This window comes from Stenotrophomonas sp. 85239_Sma (assembly GCF_056481725.1).
The window spans coordinates 888165-910238 of sequence record NZ_CM151163.1; the positions used below are offsets into that span (position 1 = coordinate 888165).

Sequence of the window (22074 nt, forward strand, 5' to 3'; positions counted from 1 at the left end):
CTACTCTGCGCACTTGCGCTAAGCTCGGCCTGTCATCGACCTGCAACACGCGGCGCGCGCCGGGGAACGCGCGTGCCGCCCGGGGATGGCACCCAGGGGGGCGTGCCCGCGAGGGTGCGCTGGCATTGCGCATCAAGGGAGGGGGGAGGCAATGGCATTGCTGCACGCCAAGACGGCTGCTGGCCGTCAGGAAATCGAAGACCGTAGCCGGCGCCTGCCGGCGGCACTGCGTTCAATCCTGCTGATGGTCGATGGCCATCGCGACGACACCGAGCTGCGAGGCCTGTTCGAAGGCCTGCGTGCACCACCCGATGCATTGGAACAGCTGGCCGCACAAGGCCTGATCGAAGTGATCGGCGGAAGCGCAGAGGTGGCGCCGGCGCGTGGTATCAGCACCGGCCGCGAACAGGATCCGGCGCTGTACCAGCAGTTGTACGCTGCGATGAGCGAGGCGGTGCGCCGCCACCTGGGCCTGAAGGGCTACTTCATGCAGTTGAAGATCGAACGCTGCACCGATGCGCTGGCGCTGGAGCGCTTGTGCCCGGAACTGCTGGCGGCGGTGGGCAAGGCGCGCAGCCCGGCATTGGCGCAGCGCTGGTGGCAGGAAACCCAGGCGGCCCTGGTGAACGCTGGCACTGAGGTCGTGCAGGCCTGAGCCACCGCGTAAAGTGATCGGTTCACTTCCCCACAAGGAGTCCCGCGTGCAGGACGACCACGACGACACCGACACCCCAGGCTGGGACGCGATCAATGCGGCGCTGGCGCCGCTGTATGCCGGCCAGGAGCCGCGCCACTTCGGCACCGCGCTGCCGTACACGCTCGGTGGCCAGGATCCGCTGGATGGCATCAGCGTGTACTGGGCGGAAACGCCGATCCCGCACTGGCACTACATCACCTACGGCTTCTCCGAGCTGTACGCCAAGGAGAGCAGTGATGTCGCCGCCAGCGGCTATGGTTTCGAGCTGACCTTCCGCCTCGCTGCCGAAGCCGGTGAGAACGCCGGCAGCACGCCGCCGGTGTGGCCGATGAACCTGCTGCAGAACCTGGCGCGCTATGTGTTCGGCAGTGGCAACGTGTTCGAGGATGGCCACCACCTCAACGCCAACGGTCCCATTGCGCTGGAGACCGGCACGCGGCTGTGCCATCTGGCCTTCATCGCCGACCCGCAGCTTCCCGCACGCGATACCGCCAACGGTCACCTGCTGTTCCTGCAGTTGGTCGGGCTGACGGATGAGGAGATGGAGGCGGTCAAGCGCTGGTCGACGCGCGGCGTGCTGCAGGCACTGCAGCCGGCGATGCCGCTCTGGATCAGCGACCTGCATCGCAGCAACTTGCTGGAAGATCCGGCACTGGCGGCACAGGTGCAGGCCGGCAGCGAGCGTGAGGGCTCCAGCACCGGCATGCTGTTCATCGAGACGCTGGACTGGCGGCAGGAGGCGGGCGCCACCACGCTGGTGCTCGGTGCTGGCCAGGTGGCCAGCGTATGCGAGCTGCTGCCGCTGCGCCTGCGCCACGGCAAATCGCTGGAGCTGGCCAGCCGCGAGCGCCAGTGGGAATTCATACCGGCCGCGCGCGGTGACGCCGGCGTGGTGTCGGCAGACAGCGCGCGCTGGGCGTTGGATGAAACGGGGCTGCAGGCCCTGGCGGGCGTGCGCGCCGAGCGCGGCATCTACCCGGTGGCGGGGGCACTGCGCATTGAAGTGGTGCCGACCTACCTGCGCAATGCCAAGGGCGAAGTGATCCGCCAGATCGGCTGAGCGGATCGATGGAACCCATGGAACCGATGGGGTCAGATCCGTTCGCCACGCGAGCGGCTCTGACCCCCAGGTCAGGCTCAGGCCAGCCCTTCGGCCTTCAGCGCGGCCTGCACGCCGGCATCGGCGTCCATGCGCGCCTTGTAGGCGGCCAGGTTGTCCAGGCCGGACAGGTCGACCTTGGTGCCGGCGGCCCAGCGCAGGGTGATGTAGAAGTACGGGTCGGCAAAGCTGCGGAAGCCGGCCAGCCAGGGCTTGTCGGCCAGCTGCTTGTCAGCGGTCTCGAACAGGCCACGCAGGCGCTTGTGCGCGGCGGCCCGGATCGCATCGAACTGGCTCTCGTCGGCGATGAACTTGCCTGGCGCGAACAGCGGCGAGAAGGCCGGGTGCACGTCGGAATTGACGAAGGCCAGCCAGCGGGTGGCTTCGGCGCGCTGACGCGGGCTGCCATCGCCGCCGAGGCCGGCGTGCGGGAAGCTGTCGGCGATGTAGCCCATGATCGCGGCGTTCTGCAGCAGCACGAAGTCGCCGTCTACCAGTGCGGGAACGGCGCCGGCCGGATTGATCTTGAGGAATTCCGGACCCTTCAGGGTGTCCTTGTTCAGCAGTTCAACCTCGAACGGCTGGCCGGTCCACTGCAGGGCGATGTGGTCGGCGGTGGAACAGGCACCGGGCTTGCTGTACAGCTTCATGGGAACTCCAGGTGATGCGGGCGGGAAACGCCCACTATCCCAGAGCCTGGCGGCGGGCGGCAACGCTGCCGCCAGCACGGATCGTTACGACTGCCGCGGCTTGAGGTTCTGCACCTTGTAGAAGGTGTGATCGCCGATGGTGGCCACCTGGTAGGCGTTGCGCCAGTTCGGGCTGGCGATGGCCAGCGCGGCGAAGTGGCTGGCACCGGGCACGATCTCGCGGCGCTCGCCGGCCGGCAGCGCCCAGTTGCGCTCGGCGTCGAAGGCCACGTTCATCGCCTCGCTCCAGGCCGCGTCGTTGCCCAGCTGGGTGCCGGGGGAGACGATCGTCGGCGCGAACTGCTTGCGTGCGGTGACCACCTGGCACATCGAGTCGCCCCACAGGCCACTGTCGAGACGGCGCAGTGCGACCTCGGCGACGGCCTGCTGACCACGCAGGGTCTGGTCGCGGGCTTCCAGGTAAACGGTGGTGCTCAAACACAATGAATCAGCGGCCGGCTGCGGCAACAACTGCGACAGCCAGAGAATCCAGGCCAGTTTCATATAACTCCTTGCTCCGTATGGGCCGCACACTCCGGTTCCGGCCGCAGGGCGACAGGAGGCGGGGCACGACTTGGCGTCATGGGGAGGCGGCCATCGGGGCCGCCCCGTGGGCAGCCCCAAAAGAAACGATCAGTACCGATCGAGGGGCTGCGCCGGCTCACCGGAAACTGGCTGGTGAGCGGAAAGATGGCGCAAGGTAGGGGGGCGTAGCCGAACGCATCGTGAACCGCTCGGCTTGACATTCAGGTTCAACGGGGGTGACGAAAATCACATTCCGCCCCCCATTCAGGCGCTTGTCAGAGCGCGGCAGCGACCCGGCTGCCCTGATCGATGGCGCGTTTTGCATCGAGTTCCGCGGCCACATCGGCACCGCCGATCAGCTGCGCGTTGATGCCGGCCGCCTGCAATTCGGCCTGCAGCATGCGGTTCGGTTCCTGCCCGGCGCAGATCACCACATGGTCGACCGGCAGCAGCTGTTCGCTGCCGTCCACGCGGATGCGCAGTCCTTCGTCGTCCACGCCGAGGTACTCGACGCCGCCGAGCATGCGCACGCCCTTGGCCTTCAGCGTGGCGCGATGGATCCAGCCAGTGGTCTTGCCCAGGCGCGCGCCGGGCTTGCCCGGGCTGCGCTGCAGCAGCCACAGCCGGCGCGGTGAGGCCTCGGCATGCGGCTGGGCCAGCGAGCCGCGGGCCTCGAAGGTGCCGTCCACGCCCCATTCGGCCATCCAGCGCTGCGGGTCGAGAGAGGGTGACTCGCCGGCGTGGCTGAGGAACTCGCCGACATCGAAGCCGATGCCACCGGCGCCGATGATCGCCGCATTGGCACCTACTTCGACCCGGCCCAGCAGCACGTCCAGGTAGCTGACCACCTTGGCGTGATCAGCTCCGGGGAAGTCGACCTTGCGCGGCGTGATGCCGGTGGCCAGCACCACCTCGTCGAAGCCGGCCAGCTGGGTGGCATCGGCGCGGGTGCCGAGGCGCAGCTGCACACCGGTTTCCTGCAGCGCGTGGCGGAAGTAGCGCAGGGTCTCGTGGAACTCTTCCTTGCCCGGGATGCGCTTGGCCACGTTGAACTGGCCACCGATTTCGTCTCTGGCATCGAACAGGGTGACGTGGTGGCCGCGCTGGGCAGCGACGGTGGCACAGGCCAGGCCGGCCGGGCCGGCACCGACCACGGCGACCTTCTTCGGCGCGTGGGCCGGGTGATAGACCAGCTCGGTCTCGTGGGCGGCGCGCGGATTGACCAGGCAACTGGCCAGCTTGTTCTCGAATACGTGGTCCAGGCAGGCCTGGTTGCAGGCGATACAAGTGTTGATCGTCTCGGCGCGGCCGGCGCGGGCCTTGTTTGGCCATTGCGGGTCGGCCAGCAGGGGGCGCGCCAACGACACCATGTCGGCGCCGCCATCGGCGAGGATGCGTTCGGCCACCTCGGGCATGTTGATGCGGTTGGTCGCCACCAGCGGCAGTGTCACATGCGGCTTGAGCTTGGCGGTGACCCCGGCGAATGCAGCCCGCGGTACCGAGGTGGCGATGGTCGGGATGCGCGCTTCATGCCAGCCGATACCGGAATTGATGATCGTCGCGCCGGCCGCCTCGATCGCCTGCGCCTGCTGCACGATTTCTTCCCAGTTGCTGCCGTCTTCCACCAGGTCGACCAGCGACAGCCGGTAGATGATGATGAAGTCCGGACCGCAGGCCTCGCGGATGCGGCGTACGATTTCGACCGCGAAGCGCATGCGTTGGCGCGCGTCGCCGCCCCAGGCATCGGTGCGCTTGTTGGTGCGCGGGGCGATGAACTCGTTGATGAGGTAGCCCTCCGAGCCCATCACTTCCACGCCGTCGTAGCCCGCCTCGCGGGCCAGCTTCGCGCTGCGTGCGTAGTCGGCGATATGGCGCTCGACGCCGCCGGCCGAAAGCGCGCGCGGGGTGAACGGGTTGATCGGTGCCTTCAGCTTCGACGGTGCCACCGACAACGGGTGGTAGGCGTAACGGCCGGCGTGCAGCAGCTGCAGGCAGATCTTCGCGCCGTGCTGGTGTGCGGCGGCGGTGAGCTGGCGGTGCGGCCGCACTTCCCAGGGCCAGGACAGCTTGCCGCCGAACGGCTTCAGCCAGCCGACCACGTTCGGCGCGAAGCCGCCGGTGACGATCAGGCCGACGCCGCCCTCGGCGCGCTCGGCGAAGTAGGCTGCCAGCCGCGGGAAATCGCGGGCGCGATCTTCCAGGCCGGTGTGCATCGAGCCCATCAATACGCGGTTGCGCAGCTGGGTGAAGCCCAGGTCCAGCGGGGCGAACAGATGGGGGTAGGCACTTTCGTTGGCTGGCGACATGGTCGATACGCTTGCGTACGGAAGCGCGAAGCGTGCCGCGAAACGGCGGCCGGGGCAAGGGTTGCTTGGCGGGCGGTGCCGGCCGTTGGCCGGGTACATGACTACCCGTGGCCGCGCTGCGCGCTCGCCGGGCGCGGCCCGGCGCTACCCACCGGTGGGCGGCCAATCCCGAACCAGCCCAGGGTCACTCCGCACAACGGGCCGATCAGCAGGGCGAAGGCGAGGGTGCCGAGGCCAACATTGCCGCCCAGCCACCAGCCCAGCAGCAATACGCTGCCTTCAATCAGGCTGCGTACCTTCCAGATCGGCCAGCCGGTGCGGGCATGCAGGCCGGTCATCAGGCCATCGCGCGGCCCGGGGCCGAGCTTGGCGCCGATGTACAGGCCAGTGGCCAGCGCGACCAGCAGCATACCGGCGCAGAACATCGCCAACTGCCAGCCCAGGCCAACGGCCGGTGGCAGCAGCCAAAGCCCGAACTGCGCGGAGGGACCGATCAGCATCACGTTGAGCACGGTGCCGACGCCCGGCTTCTGCCGCAGCGGCCACCACAGCAACAGCACCAGTGCGCCGATGACATTGGTCGCCAGGCCGAAGGACAGCGGCGTCTGTGCGGCGATGCCCTGCGACAGCACATCCCAGGGCGCCACGCCGATGGCGGCGCGGATCATCAGCGAGGCACCGAAGCCATACAGGAACAGGCCGGTGATCAGCTGCAGCAGGCGCAGGGGCAGGGCGGTAGGCATGGCGACGCTCGGGGGGAGGAATCTGTTTCCACCGTATCCCCGTTCTCGCTTGGTCCATAGATACAGATGCCGGTCAATCCACCGCTACAGGCAGGGTCCAGCCTGCCGGTGGGGCGCTGCATGAGGCGTCAGTCGTCCCAGCCCACCAGCACCAGCTTGCCCACCGTGCGCCCACTGGCCAGGCGTTCATGCGCGATGTCCAGATTGGTGGCATTGATCGTGCCCAGCGTTTCACTGAGCGTGCCACGCAGCTGGCCGGCATCGATCATGCTGGCCGCGCGGCTGAGAATGCGGTGCTGCTCGATGCAGTCGGCAGTGGCGAAGCGCGAGCGCGCGAACATGAATTCCCAGTGGATGCCGATGCATTTGGCCTTGTAGGGATCGCCGATGCGCAGCGCGCCACGTGGCTCCACGATCAGGCCGACATGGCCCTGCGGTGCCAGCAGTTGGCCCAGCTCATCCCAGTAGTGATCGGTGTCGGCCAGATTGAGCGCAACCTGGACCGCATCGATGCCCAGCGCCTGCAACTGTGGCTGCAGTGGCTGCCGGTGGTCGATCACGTGCGTGGCCCCCATCTGCCGGCACCAATCGATCGAGGCCTCGCGCGAGGCAGTGGCGATCACTTCGAAACCTGCATGGCGGGCCAGCTGGATCGCCATCGAGCCCACGCCGCCCGCGCCGCCGATCACCAGCAGGTGCTGGCCGCCATGGCGACGATCATCCAGGTGCAGGGGCATGCGCTGGAACAGCAGCTCCCAGGCGGTCAGCGTGGTCAGGGGCAGCGCGGCGGCGTCCGCGAAGTCGAGCGTGGTCGGCTTGCGGGCGACCAGGCGCTCGTCCACCCACTGGTACTGGGCGTTGCAGCCCGGCCGGGTCACGTCGCCAGCGAAGTAGACCTCGTTGCCGGAGGCGAACAGGCTGGCCTCGTCACCGATGGCTTCGACCACACCGGCTGCGTCCCAGCCCAGCACCCGGGGAACGTCGAGTGTGGCCGGATCGGTGGCGGCCCGCTGCTTGCCGTCGACGGGGTTGACCGATACCGCTTCGATCCGGACCAGCAGGTCGCGGCCGCGTGGCGGCAGCGGCGGAGGCAGGAGGACATCGCGCAGGGCAGGGGCGAATTCACGACTCAGGGCGACGGCTTTCATCACGGCTCCGGCTGGGTTCGTGATCCCATCATAAGGTTCCTCACGTTTCCGCAAACCTGCTGAACCGTGTCCTGCAGCGCGTTGCGCAATATGTCGTTTTTGCCGCTTAAACCCCGTCAAACCCTTGCAGCGTGTGGGTCTTGCGGATTTTCATCATCCTGTATAGGGTTTCAACGTCGGACCGGCGGACGGTCGGGCGCAACACTTCACATGTTACGGGACTGTTAACATGGCCTTCACCCGCCTGAGCATAATGTTCGCGGCGGTGGCGTGCTGAATCGGCTGTCGTACATCGACGCACTAGTGCTGGCCCATGCCTCTACCGGTTTCATACCCCCGAAATAGGAGCTGTACTCAATGAACAAGAAGATCCTTACTGCCGCGCTGCTGGGCGGCCTGGCTTTCGCCCAGGCAGCTTCGGCGCAGGAGTTCGATGACCGCTGGTACCTGACCGGTTCGGCCGGCTTCAACTTCCAGGACAGCGACCGTCTGACCAATGACGCTCCGTTCGTGACCCTGGGCCTGGGTAAGTTCATCAGCCCGAACTGGTCGCTGGACGGTGAGCTGAACTACCAGAACCCGAACTTCGACAGCAACCAGGACCTGAACTGGTCGCAGTACGGCGTCTCGCTGGACCTGCGTCGCCACTTCATCAAGGAAGGCCGCGGCTGGAACCCGTACATCGTCGGTGGCCTGGGCTACCAGAAGTCGGAAGAAGAGTACGCTGCGCTCGACAACAACGGCCCGCGCCAGCGTAAGGACGGCAATGTTGCCGCCAAGCTGGGCGTCGGCCTGCAGACCACCTTCGAGAAGCGTGTTGCTGTCCGCGCCGAAGTGGCCTACCGCGCTGACTTCGACGACCAGAGCATCGCCGCACGTGACGAGAGCTGGTTCGGCGACGTGCTGGCTTCGGTCGGCGTCGTGATCCCGCTGGGCCCGGCTCCGGTCGCGGCTGCTCCGGCTCCGGCTCCGGTTGCCCCGAGCTGCGCCGACCTGGACGACGACGGTGACGGCGTCAACAACTGCGACGACAAGTGCCCGAACTCGCAGCCGGGTCAGACCATCGGTCCGGACGGTTGCCCGGTTCCGGTCTCCATCGACCTGAAGGGCGTCAACTTCGACTTCGACAAGTCGAACCTGCGTCCGGACGCCGTGGCGATCCTGAGCGAAGCCACCGAGATCCTGAAGCGTTACCCGGATCTGCGCGTTGAAGTCGCCGGTCACACCGACTCGAAGGGTACCGACGCTTACAACCAGAAGCTGTCGGAGCGTCGTGCCACCGCCGTGTACAACTACCTGACCAAGAACGGCGTTGACGCCGGTCGCCTGGTCGGCCCGATCGGCTACGGCGAGAGCCGTCCGATTGCTCCGAACACCAACCCGGATGGTTCGGACAACCCGGAAGGTCGCGCCAAGAACCGTCGTACCGAGCTGAACGTCCAGAACTAAGTTCTGACGTTCTGCAAGTAAGACACAGCAGGACCCGGCTTCGGCCGGGTCTTGTTGTTTCTGCGGCCAGAAACCTGGATCTTCATGCGCGAGGGCAACCGCTCGTCGGGTTTTTGTCCATAAAACCAATGAGTTGCCGTATTCATTGAAAGTGGCGCTTGAAAGCTGGCGCGGCATTGCTAAACTCGCCGCGTCACTTCCTTCCGTGGATGTCCTCATGCTGCGCTCTGCATCGGCCGCCGTCCTGGCGCTGGCCCTGGTTCCCGCCGCCCACGCTGCGGTCGATTGCTCGGTCAACACCAGCGCGTCGCCGCTGCCGTTGCCGGCCACGACCATCGCACCGGTGGCCGACGAGCTGTACATCCGTGGCAACCAGCTTGGCATGCCGGCTGGCGTGTTGAGCAGCAACTACGATCCATCGCAGTCGCTGGACCAGGTGCTGCAGCGCCTGCGCATCGACGGCTGCCAGAACATCGCCAAGGCCATCCCGAGCGCGCCGGCGGTGAAGCCGAACGATCCGGCGGCCTACAAGCCGCAGACCGAGTTCGACAACACGCCGTGGCGCTTCGACATGAGCCAGAACGGCAAGCGCATGACCGCCGAAGAATTCGATGCCTGGATGAAGGCGCGCGGCGTGCGCGTGGTCAAGGCGCGTCCGGCGCCGGTCGCCACTCCGGCTGCGGCCGAAGCACCGGCTGAGACCAAGCCGGTCGACAAGAAGTAAGCGCCGCGGGGAGCAGAGGCTTGCGCACGCGCCGCCCACCTGCCACCCCCGCCGCCCGCTCCCACGCACCGCGTGGGCGTGCGGTTCCGAATGCCTCCAGTGGCGTGCGCCATGGCCTGGCGCGCGTGTTGTCCAAGGCCGGCGTGTGCTCGCGCAGCGAGGCCGCGCGCTGGATCGCCGAAGGCCGCGTGCGCGTGTCCGGCCGCATCGTGCGCGATCCCGAGTTCCCGATTGGACAGCCTGCGCCATCGATCGAAGTCGATGGCCAGCCGATGGGGGCGCCGCAGCGCATGTACCTGATGCTCAACAAGCCGCGCGGCGTGGTGACAACGACGCAGGACGAGCGTGGTCGCGACACCGTGTATCGCTGCTTCGATGGTGCCGGCCTGCCGTGGATCGCGCCGGTCGGGCGCCTGGACAAGGCCAGCGAAGGGTTGTTGTTGTTCAGCAATGATCCGCAATGGGCGGCGCACCTGACCGACCCGGAGACCGGGCCGCAGAAGACCTATCACGTGCAGGTGGATCGTCTGCCTGACGAGGACACCCTGGCAGCGCTGCGCGCCGGTGTCGAAGAAGAGGGCGAGTTCCTCGTCGCCCTGGCCGTGCGCGTGCTGCGCAGCGGTGACAAGACCGCGTGGCTGGAGGTGGTCCTCGACGAGGGCCGCAACCGCCACATCCGCCGCCTGTTGGCGGCCTTTGACCTGCAGGTGCTGCGCCTGGTCCGGGTCGCGATCGGTGGGCTGCTGCTCGGCGATCTCGGCAAGGGGCAATGGCGGGTGCTGGAGGTCAGCGACCAGCAGCGGCTGGGGGCCGCCGCACCGGGCTGATCACCGCCCACGGCCGGCAGCTGCCGGCCACCGTTCCAGGCGTAGGGGGCGCCTGGCTGTCGACATTCCCGAACGGAGCCTGCCATGTACCACCCGACCCTCAACCAAACCCTGCGCTGTGCAGGCCTGCTGCTGCCGATGGTGCTGCTGACCGCCTGTGGCGGCCACAAGAAGGTGGCCAAGGCGGAAACGCCTGCCGAGACCCCGGTGGTGGAAGTAAAGACGCCGGAGCTGGATGGTCGCGGCAGCTACCGCTTCCTGATGAGCAACGGCGACAAGAAGATGACCGCCGATGAGTTCGATGCCTGGATGAAGGCCAACGGGATCCGTGTCGCCAAAGGCAACGGCCAGGACGCCGCCGCCAAGCCGGTGGTGGTGGCCAGCAAGGACCAGCCCAAGGACAAGAAGAAAAAGAAGTGACGCCTGTGGGTGTCGACCTTGGTCGACACGCCTTGACCGGTGGGGTCAGAGCCCTTTCCGCAGGAAAGGGATCCGACCCCGGCCATGATCAGCCCTTGACCACGCCCAGTTCGACACCGATGCGGGTGAAGGCATCGATCGCGCGGTCCAGGTGCTCGCGGCTGTGCGCGGCGCTGATCTGGGTACGGATGCGGGCCTGGCCCTTGGGCACCACCGGGAAGAAGAAGCCGATCGCGTAGATGCCTTCTTCCAGCAGGCGCTCGGCGAACTTCTGCGCCAGCGGTGCGTCATACAGCATCACCGGGCTGATCGGATGCACGCCCGGTTTCACGTCGAAGCCGGCGGCGGTCATCTTCTCGCGGAAGTAGGCGGTGTTCTCGGCCAGGGTGCTGCGCAGGTCGTCGGCGGCAGCCAGCATTTCGAACGCCTTGATGCCGGCGGCCACCACATGCGGCGGCAGCGAGTTGGAGAACAGGTACGGACGCGAGCGCTGGCGCAGCAGTTCGATCACCTCGGCACTGGCGCAGGTGAAGCCGCCCAGGGCGCCGCCCATGGCCTTGCCCAGGGTGCCGGTGATGATGTCGATCTTTTCCAGCACGCCCTTGACCTCGGCCGAACCACGGCCGGTGGCGCCAAGGAAGCCGGTGGCGTGGCATTCGTCGATGTGCACCAGTGCGTTGTACTTCTTCGCCAGCGCAGTGATTTCGTCCAGCGGCGCGATGAAGCCGTCCATCGAGAACACGCCGTCGGTGGTGATCAGCTTGGTCTTGCAGCCGGCGGCATCAGCGGCCTGCAGCTGCGCTTCCAGGTCGGCCATGTCGCAGTTGGCGTAGCGGAAGCGTTTGGCCTTGCACAGGCGGACGCCGTCGATGATCGAAGCGTGGTTCAGTGCATCGGAAATGATCGCGTCGTTCTCGCCGAGCAGCGGCTCGAACAGGCCGCCGTTGGCATCGAAACAGGCCGCGTACAGGATGGTGTCCTGCTTGCCGAAGAAATCGGCTATCTGCTTCTCCAGCTGCTTGTGCAGGTCCTGGGTGCCGCAGATGAAGCGCACCGAGGCCATGCCGAAGCCGTGCGTGTCCAGCGCGTCCTTGGCGGCCTGGATCAGGTCCGGGTGGTCGGCCAGGCCCAGGTAGTTGTTGGCGCAGAAGTTCAGCACCTTGCGGCCGTCGTCGAGGGTGATCTCGGCGGACTGCGGGCTGGTGATGATCCGCTCGGACTTGAACAGGCCCTGGGCGCGGATGGCGTCCAGTTCCTCGGCGTAGTGGCGGGTCAGGGCGGAGGAGGCGTCGGTCATGGCGTGGGCACGGCTCTGAACGGGGAAACCGTTGATTCTACCGGGCATCGCCGTTCGCCGACCGGGCCGGATGGGCCATCGCCATGGTCGGCGCATGTTGCATCGCAATAGCAAACTGGTTAAGAATTCGTGAACCGGAGCTGTCGCGCTCCGGCTGCTTCCGCCTTCCACGCCACGCCACCGCCCCCACCGGAGACGCTCATGAAGCACGCCCGTGCCTGCCTCGCCATTGCCGCTGCCCTGACCCTGGCCGCCCCGTTCGCCGCCAGCGCCCAGGAAAACGAATCGCCGTACAGCTGGAACGTCACCGCTGTTTCCGATTACCTGTTCCGTGGTGTGTCGCAGACCGACGAGGATCCGACCCTGCAGGCCGGTTTCACCTACACCAGCCCGGTTGGCCTGTATGCCGGCGTGTGGGGTTCGGGCGTGGATTTCGGTGCCGGTGATCCGAAGACCGAGGTCGACTACCTGATCGGCTACGGCGTGGATGTCACCGAGCGCGTCAACGTTGATGTGCTGCTGAACCGCTACACCTACCTGAAGTCCAGCCACCAGAACTACAACGAGCTGATCACCACCACCACGCTGGATGACACCTACAAGCTGACGGTGGCCTACACCAACGATGTATGGAACAGCAGCACCGATGGCTGGTACTTCGGCCTGGGCGGCAGCTGGGGCCTGCCGAAGGACTTCGCCCTGAATGCCAACGTCGGTCGCAGTACCTTCGAGGATGGCATCGCCAAGGATTACACCGACTGGAACGTCGGCGTCGCGCGCCAGTTCGGCCTGTTCAACGTCGGCCTGGGCTACTACGGCACCGACGGCAACGGCCGCGACAACTCCGGCAAGCTGGCCCACAGCCGGGTGATGCTGTCGGTCGCGATCGGGCAATAACCGGGGCCTGCGGCACCGGCGATTGCCCCGCGCATTTCACCTTATCCCTGCGCCGTTGGCGCGCCCCCTTGAACAACAAGGGGGCTCTCCTCCAGACAGGCAGCGGTACATGAAAAAGGCGCCCACAGGGCGCCCTTTTCTTTCCGGTAGCGCCCGGCCATGCCCGGCGTCGCCGTGTGCCGGGTCAATTCCAGCTCAAAACAACCTTGCCGGCCTTGCCTTCTTCCATCAGGTCGAAGCCCTTCTGGAAGTCGTCGATCGGCAGCTGGTGGGTCATCACCTTGCCGAGTGGGAAACCGGACAGCACCAGCTGGGTCATCTTGTACCAGGTCTCGTACATCTTGCGGCCGTAGATGCCCTGCACGGTCAGGCCCTTGAAGATGATCTTGTCCCAGTCGCAGCCAGCGCCCTTGGGCATGATGCCGAGCATGGCGATCTTGCCGCCGTGGTACATGCAGTCGAGCATGTCGTTGAACGCGCGCGGGTTGCCGCTCATTTCCAGGCCCACGTCGAAGCCCTCCATGTGCAGTTCCTTCATCACGTCCTTCAGCGACTGGTTGGCGACGTTGACCACGCGGGTGGCGCCCATGTCGGCGGCCAGCTTCAGGCGGAAGTCGTTGACGTCGGTCACCACGACGTTGCGCGCACCGATGTGCTTGCAGATGCCGGCGGCGATGATGCCGATCGGGCCGGCGCCGGTGATCAGCACGTCTTCGCCGATGACGTTGAACTCCAGCGCACAGTGTGCGGCGTTGCCGTACGGGTCGAAGAACGCGGCCAGCTCCGATGGGATCTGGTCCGGGATCGGCCACAGGTTGCTGGCCGGCATCACCATGTATTCGGCGAAGGCGCCGTTGACGTTGACGCCGATGCCGACGGTGTTCGGGCACAGGTGCGGGCGGCCGCCACGGCAGTTTCGGCAGTGGCCGCAGACGATATGGCCTTCGGCCGAGACGCGCTGGCCGATCTCGTAGCCGGTCACCGCCGAGCCAAGCGCGGCGACGCGACCGACGAACTCGTGGCCGATGGTCAGGCCCGGCTTGATGGTGCGCTGGCTCCACTCGTCCCACAGGTAGATGTGCAGGTCGGTGCCGCAGATCGCGGTCTTCTCCAGCTTGATCAGGACCTCGTTCGGGCCCGGGGTCGGAACCGGAACTTCTTCCAGCCAGATGCCCTTGGCTGCTTCGCGCTTGACCAGGGCCTTCATCGTTTGCTGCGCCATCGGGGTGGAACTCGTCAGGGGGAAAGCGCGGATTATAGGGTGCCGCGCGGATTTCCCATGTTGCGCTGCGGGTGCAGTGGCGGAACGAAAGGCGTGCGCCAGCGGGCGTTTCGAACGTACTGCAAACAGCAGCGCCTCCCTGGTTCGGGGGAGGGGGCGACCACGCCCCCTCAGGAGGGTTCCCGTGCGCGCGGCGGAACGAAGTGAGCCCATGACTTCCGGGGTTCGGGCCGGGGCAGGGCGGCGGGCTACAATCGAAGGTTCCACTACCAGGGGCCGCTCCATGCGCTCGAACCTGCTTGCATTCTCCATCGTCGCCAGCCTCGGGCTGGCCCAGGTCGCCCATGCCGCTGAAGGCATGTGGGTACCGCAGCAGCTGCCGGAAATTGCCGGTCCGCTGCAGAAGGCCGGCCTGAAGCTGTCCCCGCAGCAGCTGTCCAACCTCACCGGCGACCCGATGGGCGCGGTCGTCGCCCTCGGCGGCTGCACCGCCAGCTTCGTTTCGCCGCAGGGCCTGGTGGTCACCAACCATCACTGCGCCTACGGTGCGATCCAGCTGAATTCGACGGCCGAGAAGAACCTGATCAAGGACGGCTTCAACGCGCCGAAGCACAGCGATGAGCTGAGCGCCGGCCCGAACGCCCGCGTTTACGTGCTCGACCAGATCACCGACGTCACCGCCCAGGCCAAGGCGGCCATTGCCGCCGCCGGCAACGACCCGCTGGCCCGCAGCCGTGCGCTGGACGCCTTCGACAAGGCGCAGGTCGCCGCGTGTGAGGCCGAGGAAGGCTTCCGCTGCCGCCTGTACACCTTCTCCGGCGGCAACACCTACCGCCTGTTCCGCAACATGGAAATCAAGGACGTGCGCCTGGTCTACGCGCCCCCGGGCAGCGTCGGCAAGTACGGCGGCGACGTCGACAACTGGATGTGGCCGCGCCACACCGGCGACTTCTCGTTCTACCGCGCCTACGTCGGCAAGGACGGCAAACCGGCCGCGTTCTCGGCCGACAACGTGCCGTACCAGCCCAAGCACTTCCTGAAGTTCACCGACCAGCCGCTCGGCGCCGGAGACTTCGTGATGGTGGCCGGCTATCCGGGCCGCACCAACCGCTACGCGCTGGCCGGTGAGTTCAACGAAACCGCCAGCTGGACCTACCCGACCATCGCCAAGCACTACAACGCGGTGCTGAAGATGATCGATGAGGCGGGCAAGGCCGACGCCGACGTCAAGGTGAAGTACGCCGCCACCGCGGCCAGCATGAACAACGTGGCCAAGAACTACGCCGGCCAGCTGGAAGGCTTCAAGCGCATCGACGCCGCTGGCCAGAAGCAGGCTGAAGAAGCCGCCGTGCTGGCCTGGCTGAAGAAGCAGGGCGCCGCCGGCAAGCCGGCCCTGGCCGCACACGCGCAGCTGCTCAAGCACCTGGATACCAGCAGGTCGACCCGCGAACGCGACCTGTTCGTCGGTCAGTTCAACAACACCTCGGCCGTTGGCGCAGCGATCACCCTGTACCGCCTGTCGATCGAGCGCAGCAAGCCGGATGCCGAGCGTGAGGTCGGCTACCAGCAGCGCGACCTGCCGACCCTGGAAGGCGGCCTGAAGCAGATGGATCGCCGCTATGTGGCGAAGATGGACCAGCAGCTGCAGGCCTACTGGCTGGAGCAGTACGTTGCCCTGCCGGCCGCGCAGCGCAACAACGACGTGCTGAACAAATGGCTGGGCGGCAGCGATGCCAGCGCCGTCAAGGCGCTGGTGAGCAAGCTGTCGGGCACCGAGCTGGGCAGCCTGGATGCGCGCCTGAAGTGGTTCAAGGCCGACCGCGCTGCGTTCGAAGCCAGCACCGACCCGGCCATCCAGTACGCGGTGGCGATCATGCCGTCGCTGCTGAAGCAGGAAGAGCAGAAGAAGATCCGCGAAGGTGAGTCGCTGACCGCACGCCCGCTGTACCTGCAGGCACTGGCCGACTACAAGAAGAGCCAGGGCGAGTTCGTGTACCCCGATGCCAACCTGTCGCTGCGCATCACCTTCGGCAACGTGATGGGCTATGAGCCCAAGGATGGCGTGGCCTACACCCCGTTCACCACGCTGGAAGGCATCGTCGCCAAGGACACCGGCGTCGATCCGTTCGATGCGCCCAAGGCGCTGCTCGACGCGGTCAAGGCCAAGCGCTACGGCGGCCTGGAAGACAAGCGCGTCGGCTCGGTGCCGGTGAACTTCCTGTCCAACCTGGACATCACCGGTGGCAACTCCGGCTCGCCGGTGCTGGATGCGAACGGCAAGCTGGTCGGCCTGGCCTTCGACGGCAACTGGGAATCGGTCAGCTCCAACTGGGTGTTCGACCCGGTGATGACCCGCATGATCGCGGTCGACAGCCGCTACATGCAGTGGATCATGCAGGAAGTGGCGCCGGCACCGGAGCTGCTGAAGGAACTGAACCTGGCCAAATAAACCGGTTGCGGTAGTGCCGGCCGCTGGCCGGCAAACCTCGCCCCAATGACCGGAAACTCCGCAACCCCGCGACGCAGGTCGCGGGGTTTTTTCATGCCCGGCCCGGCCCGGTGCGCCGAACAGGTATCATCGCTGTTCCGCGTACTTCACAGGATGTGAACGAAACGCGGAAACCTCCTCCCCCAGGACCCCTTGCACGCATGCGCATCCTGCTTGCCCGCCACGGCGAGACGCCGTGGAACGCCGAAGGCCGCTACCAGGGCCAGATCGACATCCCGCTTTCGCCGATCGGTGAAGCCCAGGCCCAGGCACTGGGTGCCCGCCTGGCCTCGGTCGACATCACCCGTGCCGTCGCCTCGCCGCTGTCGCGCGCGCAGCGCACCGCGCAGCTGGCGCTCGGCGCCGCCCGTGCCGACATGCTGCTGACCGAGCCGGAGCTGCAGGAAATCGCCCATGGCGAATGGGAAGGGCTGCTGGCCAGCGAGATCCACGAGAAGGATCCGTCGCGCCTGCAGGCCTGGCGCGAGGAACCGGATACCGTTCTGATGCCCGGCGGCGAATCGCTGCGCCTGGTGCTGGAGCGCAGCTGGCGCGGCCTTGCCCGCGCTGCCGAAGGCCTTGGCGAACATGACACCCTGCTGGTGGTCGCCCATGACGCGGTCAACCGGGTGATCCTGTGCAGGGTGCTGGGCCTGCCGATCTCCCGTCTGTGGACCTTCCGCCAGGCACCGACCACGCTCAACCTGCTCGAAGGCGCCGACCTGGACAGCCTGGAGGTGGTGCGCCTGAACGACTGCGCCCACCACACGCCGTTTTTCGGTGAAGCCAAGCACCGCGCTCTCTGATCCATCCTCCCGCATCCACTGCTTCTGCTGGAACCGCTGCCGTGACGAACACCCCGACCACCCTGGCCGACTGGCTGGATTACATTGAACGCCAGCACCCGGCGACCATCGACATGGGCCTGGAGCGCGTGCGCGCCGTAGCCACGGCGATGGGGCTGGGGACGCCGGCCCAGCGCACCATCGTGGTCGGTGGTACCAACGGCAAGGGCTCCACCGTGGCCTTCATCGAAGCCATTGCGCGCGCGGCGGGCTGGAAGGTCGGCGCCTACACCTCGCCGCACCTGCTGCGCTACAACGAGCGCGTGCGCATCGACGGGCAGGAGGTGGACGATGCCGCGCTGGTCGCTGCGTTCAACGCAGTCGAGGCCGCGCGTGGCGAGATCACGCTGACCTATTTCGAGTACGGCACGCTGGCCGCGCTGCAGCTGTTCGCCGACGCCGGGCTGGACCTGGCGGTACTGGAAGTGGGCCTGGGCGGTCGACTGGATGCGGTCAACATCATCGATGCCGACGTGGCCGTGATCACCACCGTGGACATCGACCATGCCGAATGGCTGGGCGAGGACCGCGAAGCGATCGGCACCGAGAAGGCCGGCATCATCCGTGGCTGGAAGCCGGTGATCCTGGGCGAGACCGATCCGCCCTCGAGCGTGCTCGCACGTGCCTACCTGGTCGGTGCCAATGCGATCCGGGGTGGCAGCGATTACTTCTACGAGCCGATCGATGCCCAGCGCTGGCGCTGGCGCGACGTCGGCCTGCGCATGGAACTGCCGGCGCCGGCGCTGGCCGGCCCGATCCAGCTGGCCAATGCGGGTGCTGCCATCGCTGCGCTGCGTGCGCTGGACAAGCCGGTGCCGCGCGCCGCGTGGGCTGCCGGTATCGCGGCGGCGCGCATCCCGGGCCGCCTGCAGGCGTTCGAGCGGGAGGGTGTGCAGATCCGCGTCGACGTCGGGCACAACCCGCAGGCGGCGGGCCAGCTGGCGCGCGCGCTGAAGGCCGAAGCGGCAGCCGGGCGCACCTTCGCGGTGTACGCCGCGCTGCAGGACAAGGACGTGGTAGGCGTGGTGCAGGCGCTGCAGGACGTGGTCGGCGAGTGGACCCTGGCGGGCCTGGACGGCCCGCGCGGGCAGAGCGCTGCCCAGTTGCAGGCGCGCCTGGCCAGCACGGCTGCGGCCCAGGCACAGCGGCTTGATAGCGTCGAACAGGCGCTGGCACAGGTGTTGTCACGGGCCGAACGCGGTGACCGCGTGCTGGTGTTCGGCTCCTTCCATACCGCTGCCGCCGCGCTGCAATGGTTGCAGGGCGCCGCCTGATCCGCGTTCAGCCAATGCCGACGCCGTCCGGTCCGGCACCCGTATAATCGACTGCAACCTCCGGACAGTTGCCGCCTCACGTGGATACGCCTCTGAAACAGCGTCTGATTGGTGCCATCGTGCTGGTCGCGCTGGCCGTGATTTTCCTGCCGATGCTGGTCAAGGGACCGGCGCCGGACAGCGGTGTGGCCTCGGTGCCGATCGCCGCGCCGGATGCCCCGGCCGATGGCCAGTTCGAAACCCGTGAGCTGCCGCTGGTTGCTCCGGCCGGTGGAGCAACCGGCCTGCAGGCCGGGCAGGCCAAGCCCCTGCAGGAGGCCGCCGCCCCGGCCACTCCGCCGACCGTGGACACGTCTCCGGCCGTTGCCGCCGGCAACTACGCCGTCACGTTTGGCGCCTACGGCAGCAAGGCCGACGCCGACGCGGTCATCGCCTACCTGCAGCGCTCGCAGCTGCCGGGCTTTGCCGAAACGACCACCATCAACGGGCGCCAGGCGTGGCGTGTGCGCGTCGGGCCGTATGCCGACCGTGCGCAGGCCGAGGCTGCCCGCCTGCAGGCGGTGAAGATCCGCGCCGATGTAAAGGCCGAAGTCATCGCCCTGGACGCGGCAGCAGGCAGCAGTGCGGCGGTCGCCGCTACGCCGGCGCCGACTGCCAGCGCCCCGGCCGCGGCCACTACGCCGTCGGCCACCAGCAACCCGGTGCGCAGCGAAAGCCTGCCGCCGAGCACGCCGACGGCGGCCACCAAGCCGGAACCGCCCAAGCCGGCGCCGAAGCCGGAAGCCAAGCCCGAGCCGAAGCCGGAGGCCACCGCCAGCAAGCCGGCGGCGGCACCGGCCACGCCGGCCGCACCGGCGGCCAGTGGCGTCGGCTTCGCCGTGCAGCTGGGCGCGTTCGGCCAGGCCAACGATGCCAATGCGCTGCGCGACAAAGTCCGTGCCGCCGGCTTCAGTGCTTTCGTCGAGCAGGTGCGCACCGAAAAGGGCACCCTGCATCGCGTCCGCGTCGGGCCGGTGGCCAACCGGGCTGACGCCGAGCAGTTGAAGGCGCAGGTCGCCGCCAAGGTCGGCGTGGCCGGCATGGTCCGACCGCACCCATGACCCGCGCGCAGGCCCGTTGCCAGCGCCGCCGAAGGAGCGGGGCGCCATGATCGACGTGGTGCTGCTGATCGTGATCGCCGCCTCGACCCTGCTCGGGATGCTGCGTGGCTTCGTTGGAATCGTCATCGGCACGCTGTCGTGGCTGCTGGCTGCGTGGGCGGCCTTCGCCTTCGGCAACGATGCGGCACGCTGGTGGGCGGCGCCGGCCGCGCCCGGCGGCGAGCACTTCGTCGGCGGCTACCTGGGCGTGGGAATTGGCGTGATGATCGTGGTCGCGGTGATCGGCATGGTCATCAAGGCGATGATCCACCGCAGCATGCTGACCAGCCTGGACCGGTTGCTGGGCGGTGTGCTGGGAGCCGTGCGTGGCGGCCTGATCGCGGCGATCCTGGTGCTGCTGGCCGGTTTCACCCCGCTGACCGCCGAACCCTCCTGGAAGCGCTCGGCGGTCCGCCCGGTGCTGAACCCGGCCGTGGCCTGGATGAACGGGAAGCTGCCGCACTGGCAGGTGCCCGGCGCCGATCTGCTGCCCAAGACCTTGCCGACCGACATGCTGTCCCCATCTGCATTGATGGAGCTGGGAAAGAACGCAGGCGCCGATTTGGGAAAGCCGGGCGCGGCAGGCGATAATGGCATCCTCAACCAGGTAGTGGCGGGCGGCGGATGGCTGCGGCCCGCGAAAGCGGAACAGGGCGACGCATACGATCCGGCCGAAGTGCGCCCGGACGCCCCAGCACTGCCGGACAGTATCGAGCCGGGCGATCCGGCCAATGTCGACCGCGGGCGCGGCGACCACCGCGGCCAGGTACGGCCACCTTCCTTGTAACTGGGCACAGCCCAGCGGAGACTTCGCACCATGTGTGGCATCGTCGGAATCGTCGGCAACCAGAACGTCGCCGGGCAGTTGTATGACGGCTTGACCGTTCTCCAGCATCGCGGCCAGGATGCGGCGGGCATCGCCACGGCCAATGGCAGCCGCCTGCGGGTGCAGAAGGCCACCGGCCTTGTCCGCGATGTGTTCGATGCCCGCACCATGTCCACCCTGGAAGGCAGCGTCGGCATCGCCCATGTGCGCTACCCGACCGCCGGCTCGGAAGGCATGGACGAGGCGCAGCCGTTCTACGTCAACTCACCGTACGGCATCGCGCTGGCCCACAACGGCAACCTGATCAACACCGAGGCGCTGCGCCAGCAGGTATTCGAACAGGACCGCCGCAACGTCAACACCGATTCGGACAGCGAAGTGCTGCTGAACGTGTTTGCCTACGAACTGGAGCAGCAGCGCCAGCTCAGCCCGGAAGCCGCGATCCGCGCGGTGGCCGGCGTGCACCGCCGTTGCAAGGGCGGCTATGCGGTGGTCAGCGTGGTACTGGGCCTGGGCCTGGTTGCCTTCCGCGACCCGCATGGCATCCGCCCGCTGGTACTGGGCAAGCGCAGCCATGCCGAGGGCGACGAGTACATCGTGGCCTCCGAGTCGGCCGCGCTGGACGTACTGGGCTTCCAGCGCGTGCGTGACGTGCAGCCGGGTGAAGCGCTGGTGATCACCGCGCGCGGCGAGCTGTTCTCCGAGATCTGCGCCGAGCCGGCCGAACACACACCGTGCATCTTCGAGTATGTGTACTTCGCGCGCCCGGATTCGATGATCGACAATGTCTCGGTGCACAAGGCGCGCATGCGCATGGGCATCAAGCTGGGCGAGAAGATCCTGCGCCTGCGCCCGGACCACGACATCGACACCATCATCCCGATCCCGGATACCTCGCGCGATGCCGCGCTGGAGATCTCCAACGTGCTTGGGGTGAAGTACCGCGAGGGCTTCATCAAGAACCGCTACATCGGCCGCACCTTCATCATGCCGGGCCAGGGCGAACGCGTGAAGTCGGTGCGCCGCAAGCTCAACCCGATCCACCTGGAGTTCCGCAACCGCGTGGTGCTGCTGGTGGACGACTCGATCGTGCGTGGCACCACCAGCCAGCAGATCGTGCAGATGGCCCGTGATGCGGGCGCGCGCAAGGTCTACCTGGCCAGCGCGGCGCCGCCGGTGCGCTACCCGAACATCTACGGCATCGACATGCCGGCGGCCGAAGAGCTGGTCGCGCACAACCGCACCGTGGAAGAGATCGAGGCCCACCTGGGCTGCGACTGGCTGATCTACCAGGACCTGGAAGACATGGAAGCGGCGGTCAGCGAGGGCAACCCGGCGCTGCGCAACTTCGATTCGTCCTGCTTCAACGGCCACTACCCGACGGGTATCGAGCCGGGCTACTTCGAGCGCATCCAGCAGTTGCGTTCGGACGACGCCAAGCACAAGCGCCGCGCCTGAG

General features: G+C 67.3%; 20 protein-coding genes. 13 read left to right on the forward strand and 7 right to left on the reverse strand.

Annotation, left to right across the window (positions count from 1 at the left end):
- Positions 1–151: 151 nt before the first annotated feature.
- The gene (locus tag ACYKG1_RS04035) at positions 152–655 is read left to right on the forward strand and encodes a hypothetical protein (protein ID WP_262083151.1); all 504 of its coding nucleotides are present in this window, start codon (positions 152–154) and stop codon (positions 653–655) included.
- A gap of 46 nt (positions 656–701) precedes the next feature.
- Entirely contained in the window at positions 702–1757 is a 1056-nt protein-coding gene (locus ACYKG1_RS04040; RefSeq protein WP_262226241.1) for a suppressor of fused domain protein, read from the forward strand.
- 77 nt (positions 1758–1834) lie between these two features.
- Here the strand turns inward: ACYKG1_RS04040 and ACYKG1_RS04045 are convergent, their stop codons facing one another.
- From ACYKG1_RS04045 to ACYKG1_RS04065, 5 genes are all read right to left on the reverse strand, one after another.
- Entirely contained in the window at positions 1835–2446 is a 612-nt protein-coding gene (locus ACYKG1_RS04045; RefSeq protein ID WP_100471405.1) for a glutathione S-transferase N-terminal domain-containing protein, read from the reverse strand.
- Between the two features lie 84 nt (positions 2447–2530).
- Positions 2531–2989, reverse strand: a complete 459-nt coding sequence (locus ACYKG1_RS04050; protein ID WP_004145661.1) for a cell wall hydrolase — start codon at positions 2987–2989, stop codon at positions 2531–2533.
- A gap of 296 nt (positions 2990–3285) precedes the next feature.
- Positions 3286–5316 (reverse strand): NADPH-dependent 2,4-dienoyl-CoA reductase, encoded by a 2031-nt coding sequence (locus tag ACYKG1_RS04055; protein ID WP_262226243.1) that lies wholly within the window; start codon positions 5314–5316, stop codon positions 3286–3288.
- A gap of 101 nt (positions 5317–5417) precedes the next feature.
- Positions 5418–6059: a membrane protein YczE gene (gene yczE / locus ACYKG1_RS04060; RefSeq protein ID WP_100471407.1), complete on the reverse strand. Its 642-nt coding sequence runs from the start codon at positions 6057–6059 to the stop codon at positions 5418–5420.
- A 128-nt stretch (positions 6060–6187) separates the two neighbouring features.
- Positions 6188–7207, reverse strand: coding sequence for a zinc-binding alcohol dehydrogenase family protein (locus ACYKG1_RS04065; protein WP_478471909.1), 1020 nt, complete (start codon positions 7205–7207; stop codon positions 6188–6190).
- Between the two features lie 357 nt (positions 7208–7564).
- Between ACYKG1_RS04065 and ACYKG1_RS04070 the strand changes: the two genes are divergently transcribed.
- From ACYKG1_RS04070 to ACYKG1_RS04085, 4 genes are all read left to right on the forward strand, one after another.
- Positions 7565–8656 (forward strand): OmpA family protein, encoded by a 1092-nt coding sequence (locus ACYKG1_RS04070; protein WP_049416163.1) that lies wholly within the window; start codon positions 7565–7567, stop codon positions 8654–8656.
- A 217-nt stretch (positions 8657–8873) separates the two neighbouring features.
- On the forward strand, positions 8874–9380 hold the full coding sequence (locus tag ACYKG1_RS04075) for a hypothetical protein (RefSeq protein WP_065176011.1): 507 nt from the start codon (positions 8874–8876) through the stop codon (positions 9378–9380).
- Positions 9381–9400: 20 nt separating this feature from the next.
- On the forward strand, positions 9401–10207 hold the full coding sequence (locus tag ACYKG1_RS04080; protein ID WP_262226246.1) for a pseudouridine synthase: 807 nt from the start codon (positions 9401–9403) through the stop codon (positions 10205–10207).
- A gap of 84 nt (positions 10208–10291) precedes the next feature.
- Positions 10292–10627, forward strand: a complete 336-nt coding sequence (locus ACYKG1_RS04085; protein ID WP_100471410.1) for a hypothetical protein — start codon at positions 10292–10294, stop codon at positions 10625–10627.
- A gap of 88 nt (positions 10628–10715) precedes the next feature.
- On the opposite strand, the gene kbl is transcribed toward ACYKG1_RS04085, so the two are convergent.
- Positions 10716–11924 (reverse strand): glycine C-acetyltransferase, encoded by a 1209-nt coding sequence (gene kbl / locus ACYKG1_RS04090; RefSeq protein ID WP_005415440.1) that lies wholly within the window; start codon positions 11922–11924, stop codon positions 10716–10718.
- 201 nt (positions 11925–12125) lie between these two features.
- Between kbl and ACYKG1_RS04095 the strand changes: the two genes are divergently transcribed.
- Positions 12126–12821: a TorF family putative porin gene (locus ACYKG1_RS04095; protein ID WP_262083153.1), complete on the forward strand. Its 696-nt coding sequence runs from the start codon at positions 12126–12128 to the stop codon at positions 12819–12821.
- A 184-nt stretch (positions 12822–13005) separates the two neighbouring features.
- On the opposite strand, the gene tdh is transcribed toward ACYKG1_RS04095, so the two are convergent.
- Positions 13006–14028 carry an L-threonine 3-dehydrogenase gene (tdh, locus tag ACYKG1_RS04100; protein WP_010483949.1) on the reverse strand — a complete coding sequence of 341 codons (1023 nt, stop codon included), beginning with the start codon at positions 14026–14028 and terminating at the stop codon, positions 13006–13008.
- Positions 14029–14326: 298 nt separating this feature from the next.
- Between tdh and ACYKG1_RS04105 the strand changes: the two genes are divergently transcribed.
- The 6 genes from ACYKG1_RS04105 (at position 14327) to purF (ending at position 22073) form a co-directional block, all read left to right on the forward strand.
- The gene (locus ACYKG1_RS04105; RefSeq protein WP_478471911.1) at positions 14327–16492 is read left to right on the forward strand and encodes a S46 family peptidase; all 2166 of its coding nucleotides are present in this window, start codon (positions 14327–14329) and stop codon (positions 16490–16492) included.
- A gap of 200 nt (positions 16493–16692) precedes the next feature.
- Positions 16693–17337 (forward strand): histidine phosphatase family protein, encoded by a 645-nt coding sequence (locus ACYKG1_RS04110; RefSeq protein WP_100471414.1) that lies wholly within the window; start codon positions 16693–16695, stop codon positions 17335–17337.
- Positions 17338–17378: 41 nt separating this feature from the next.
- Entirely contained in the window at positions 17379–18650 is a 1272-nt protein-coding gene (gene folC / locus ACYKG1_RS04115) for a bifunctional tetrahydrofolate synthase/dihydrofolate synthase (protein WP_478471912.1), read from the forward strand.
- An 80-nt stretch (positions 18651–18730) separates the two neighbouring features.
- Positions 18731–19750, forward strand: coding sequence for an SPOR domain-containing protein (locus ACYKG1_RS04120; RefSeq protein ID WP_100471416.1), 1020 nt, complete (start codon positions 18731–18733; stop codon positions 19748–19750).
- Positions 19751–19796: 46 nt separating this feature from the next.
- On the forward strand, positions 19797–20576 hold the full coding sequence (locus ACYKG1_RS04125; RefSeq protein WP_262083156.1) for a CvpA family protein: 780 nt from the start codon (positions 19797–19799) through the stop codon (positions 20574–20576).
- 30 nt (positions 20577–20606) lie between these two features.
- The gene (gene purF / locus ACYKG1_RS04130) at positions 20607–22073 is read left to right on the forward strand and encodes an amidophosphoribosyltransferase (protein WP_005408246.1); all 1467 of its coding nucleotides are present in this window, start codon (positions 20607–20609) and stop codon (positions 22071–22073) included.
- Position 22074: the final 1 nt, after the last annotated feature.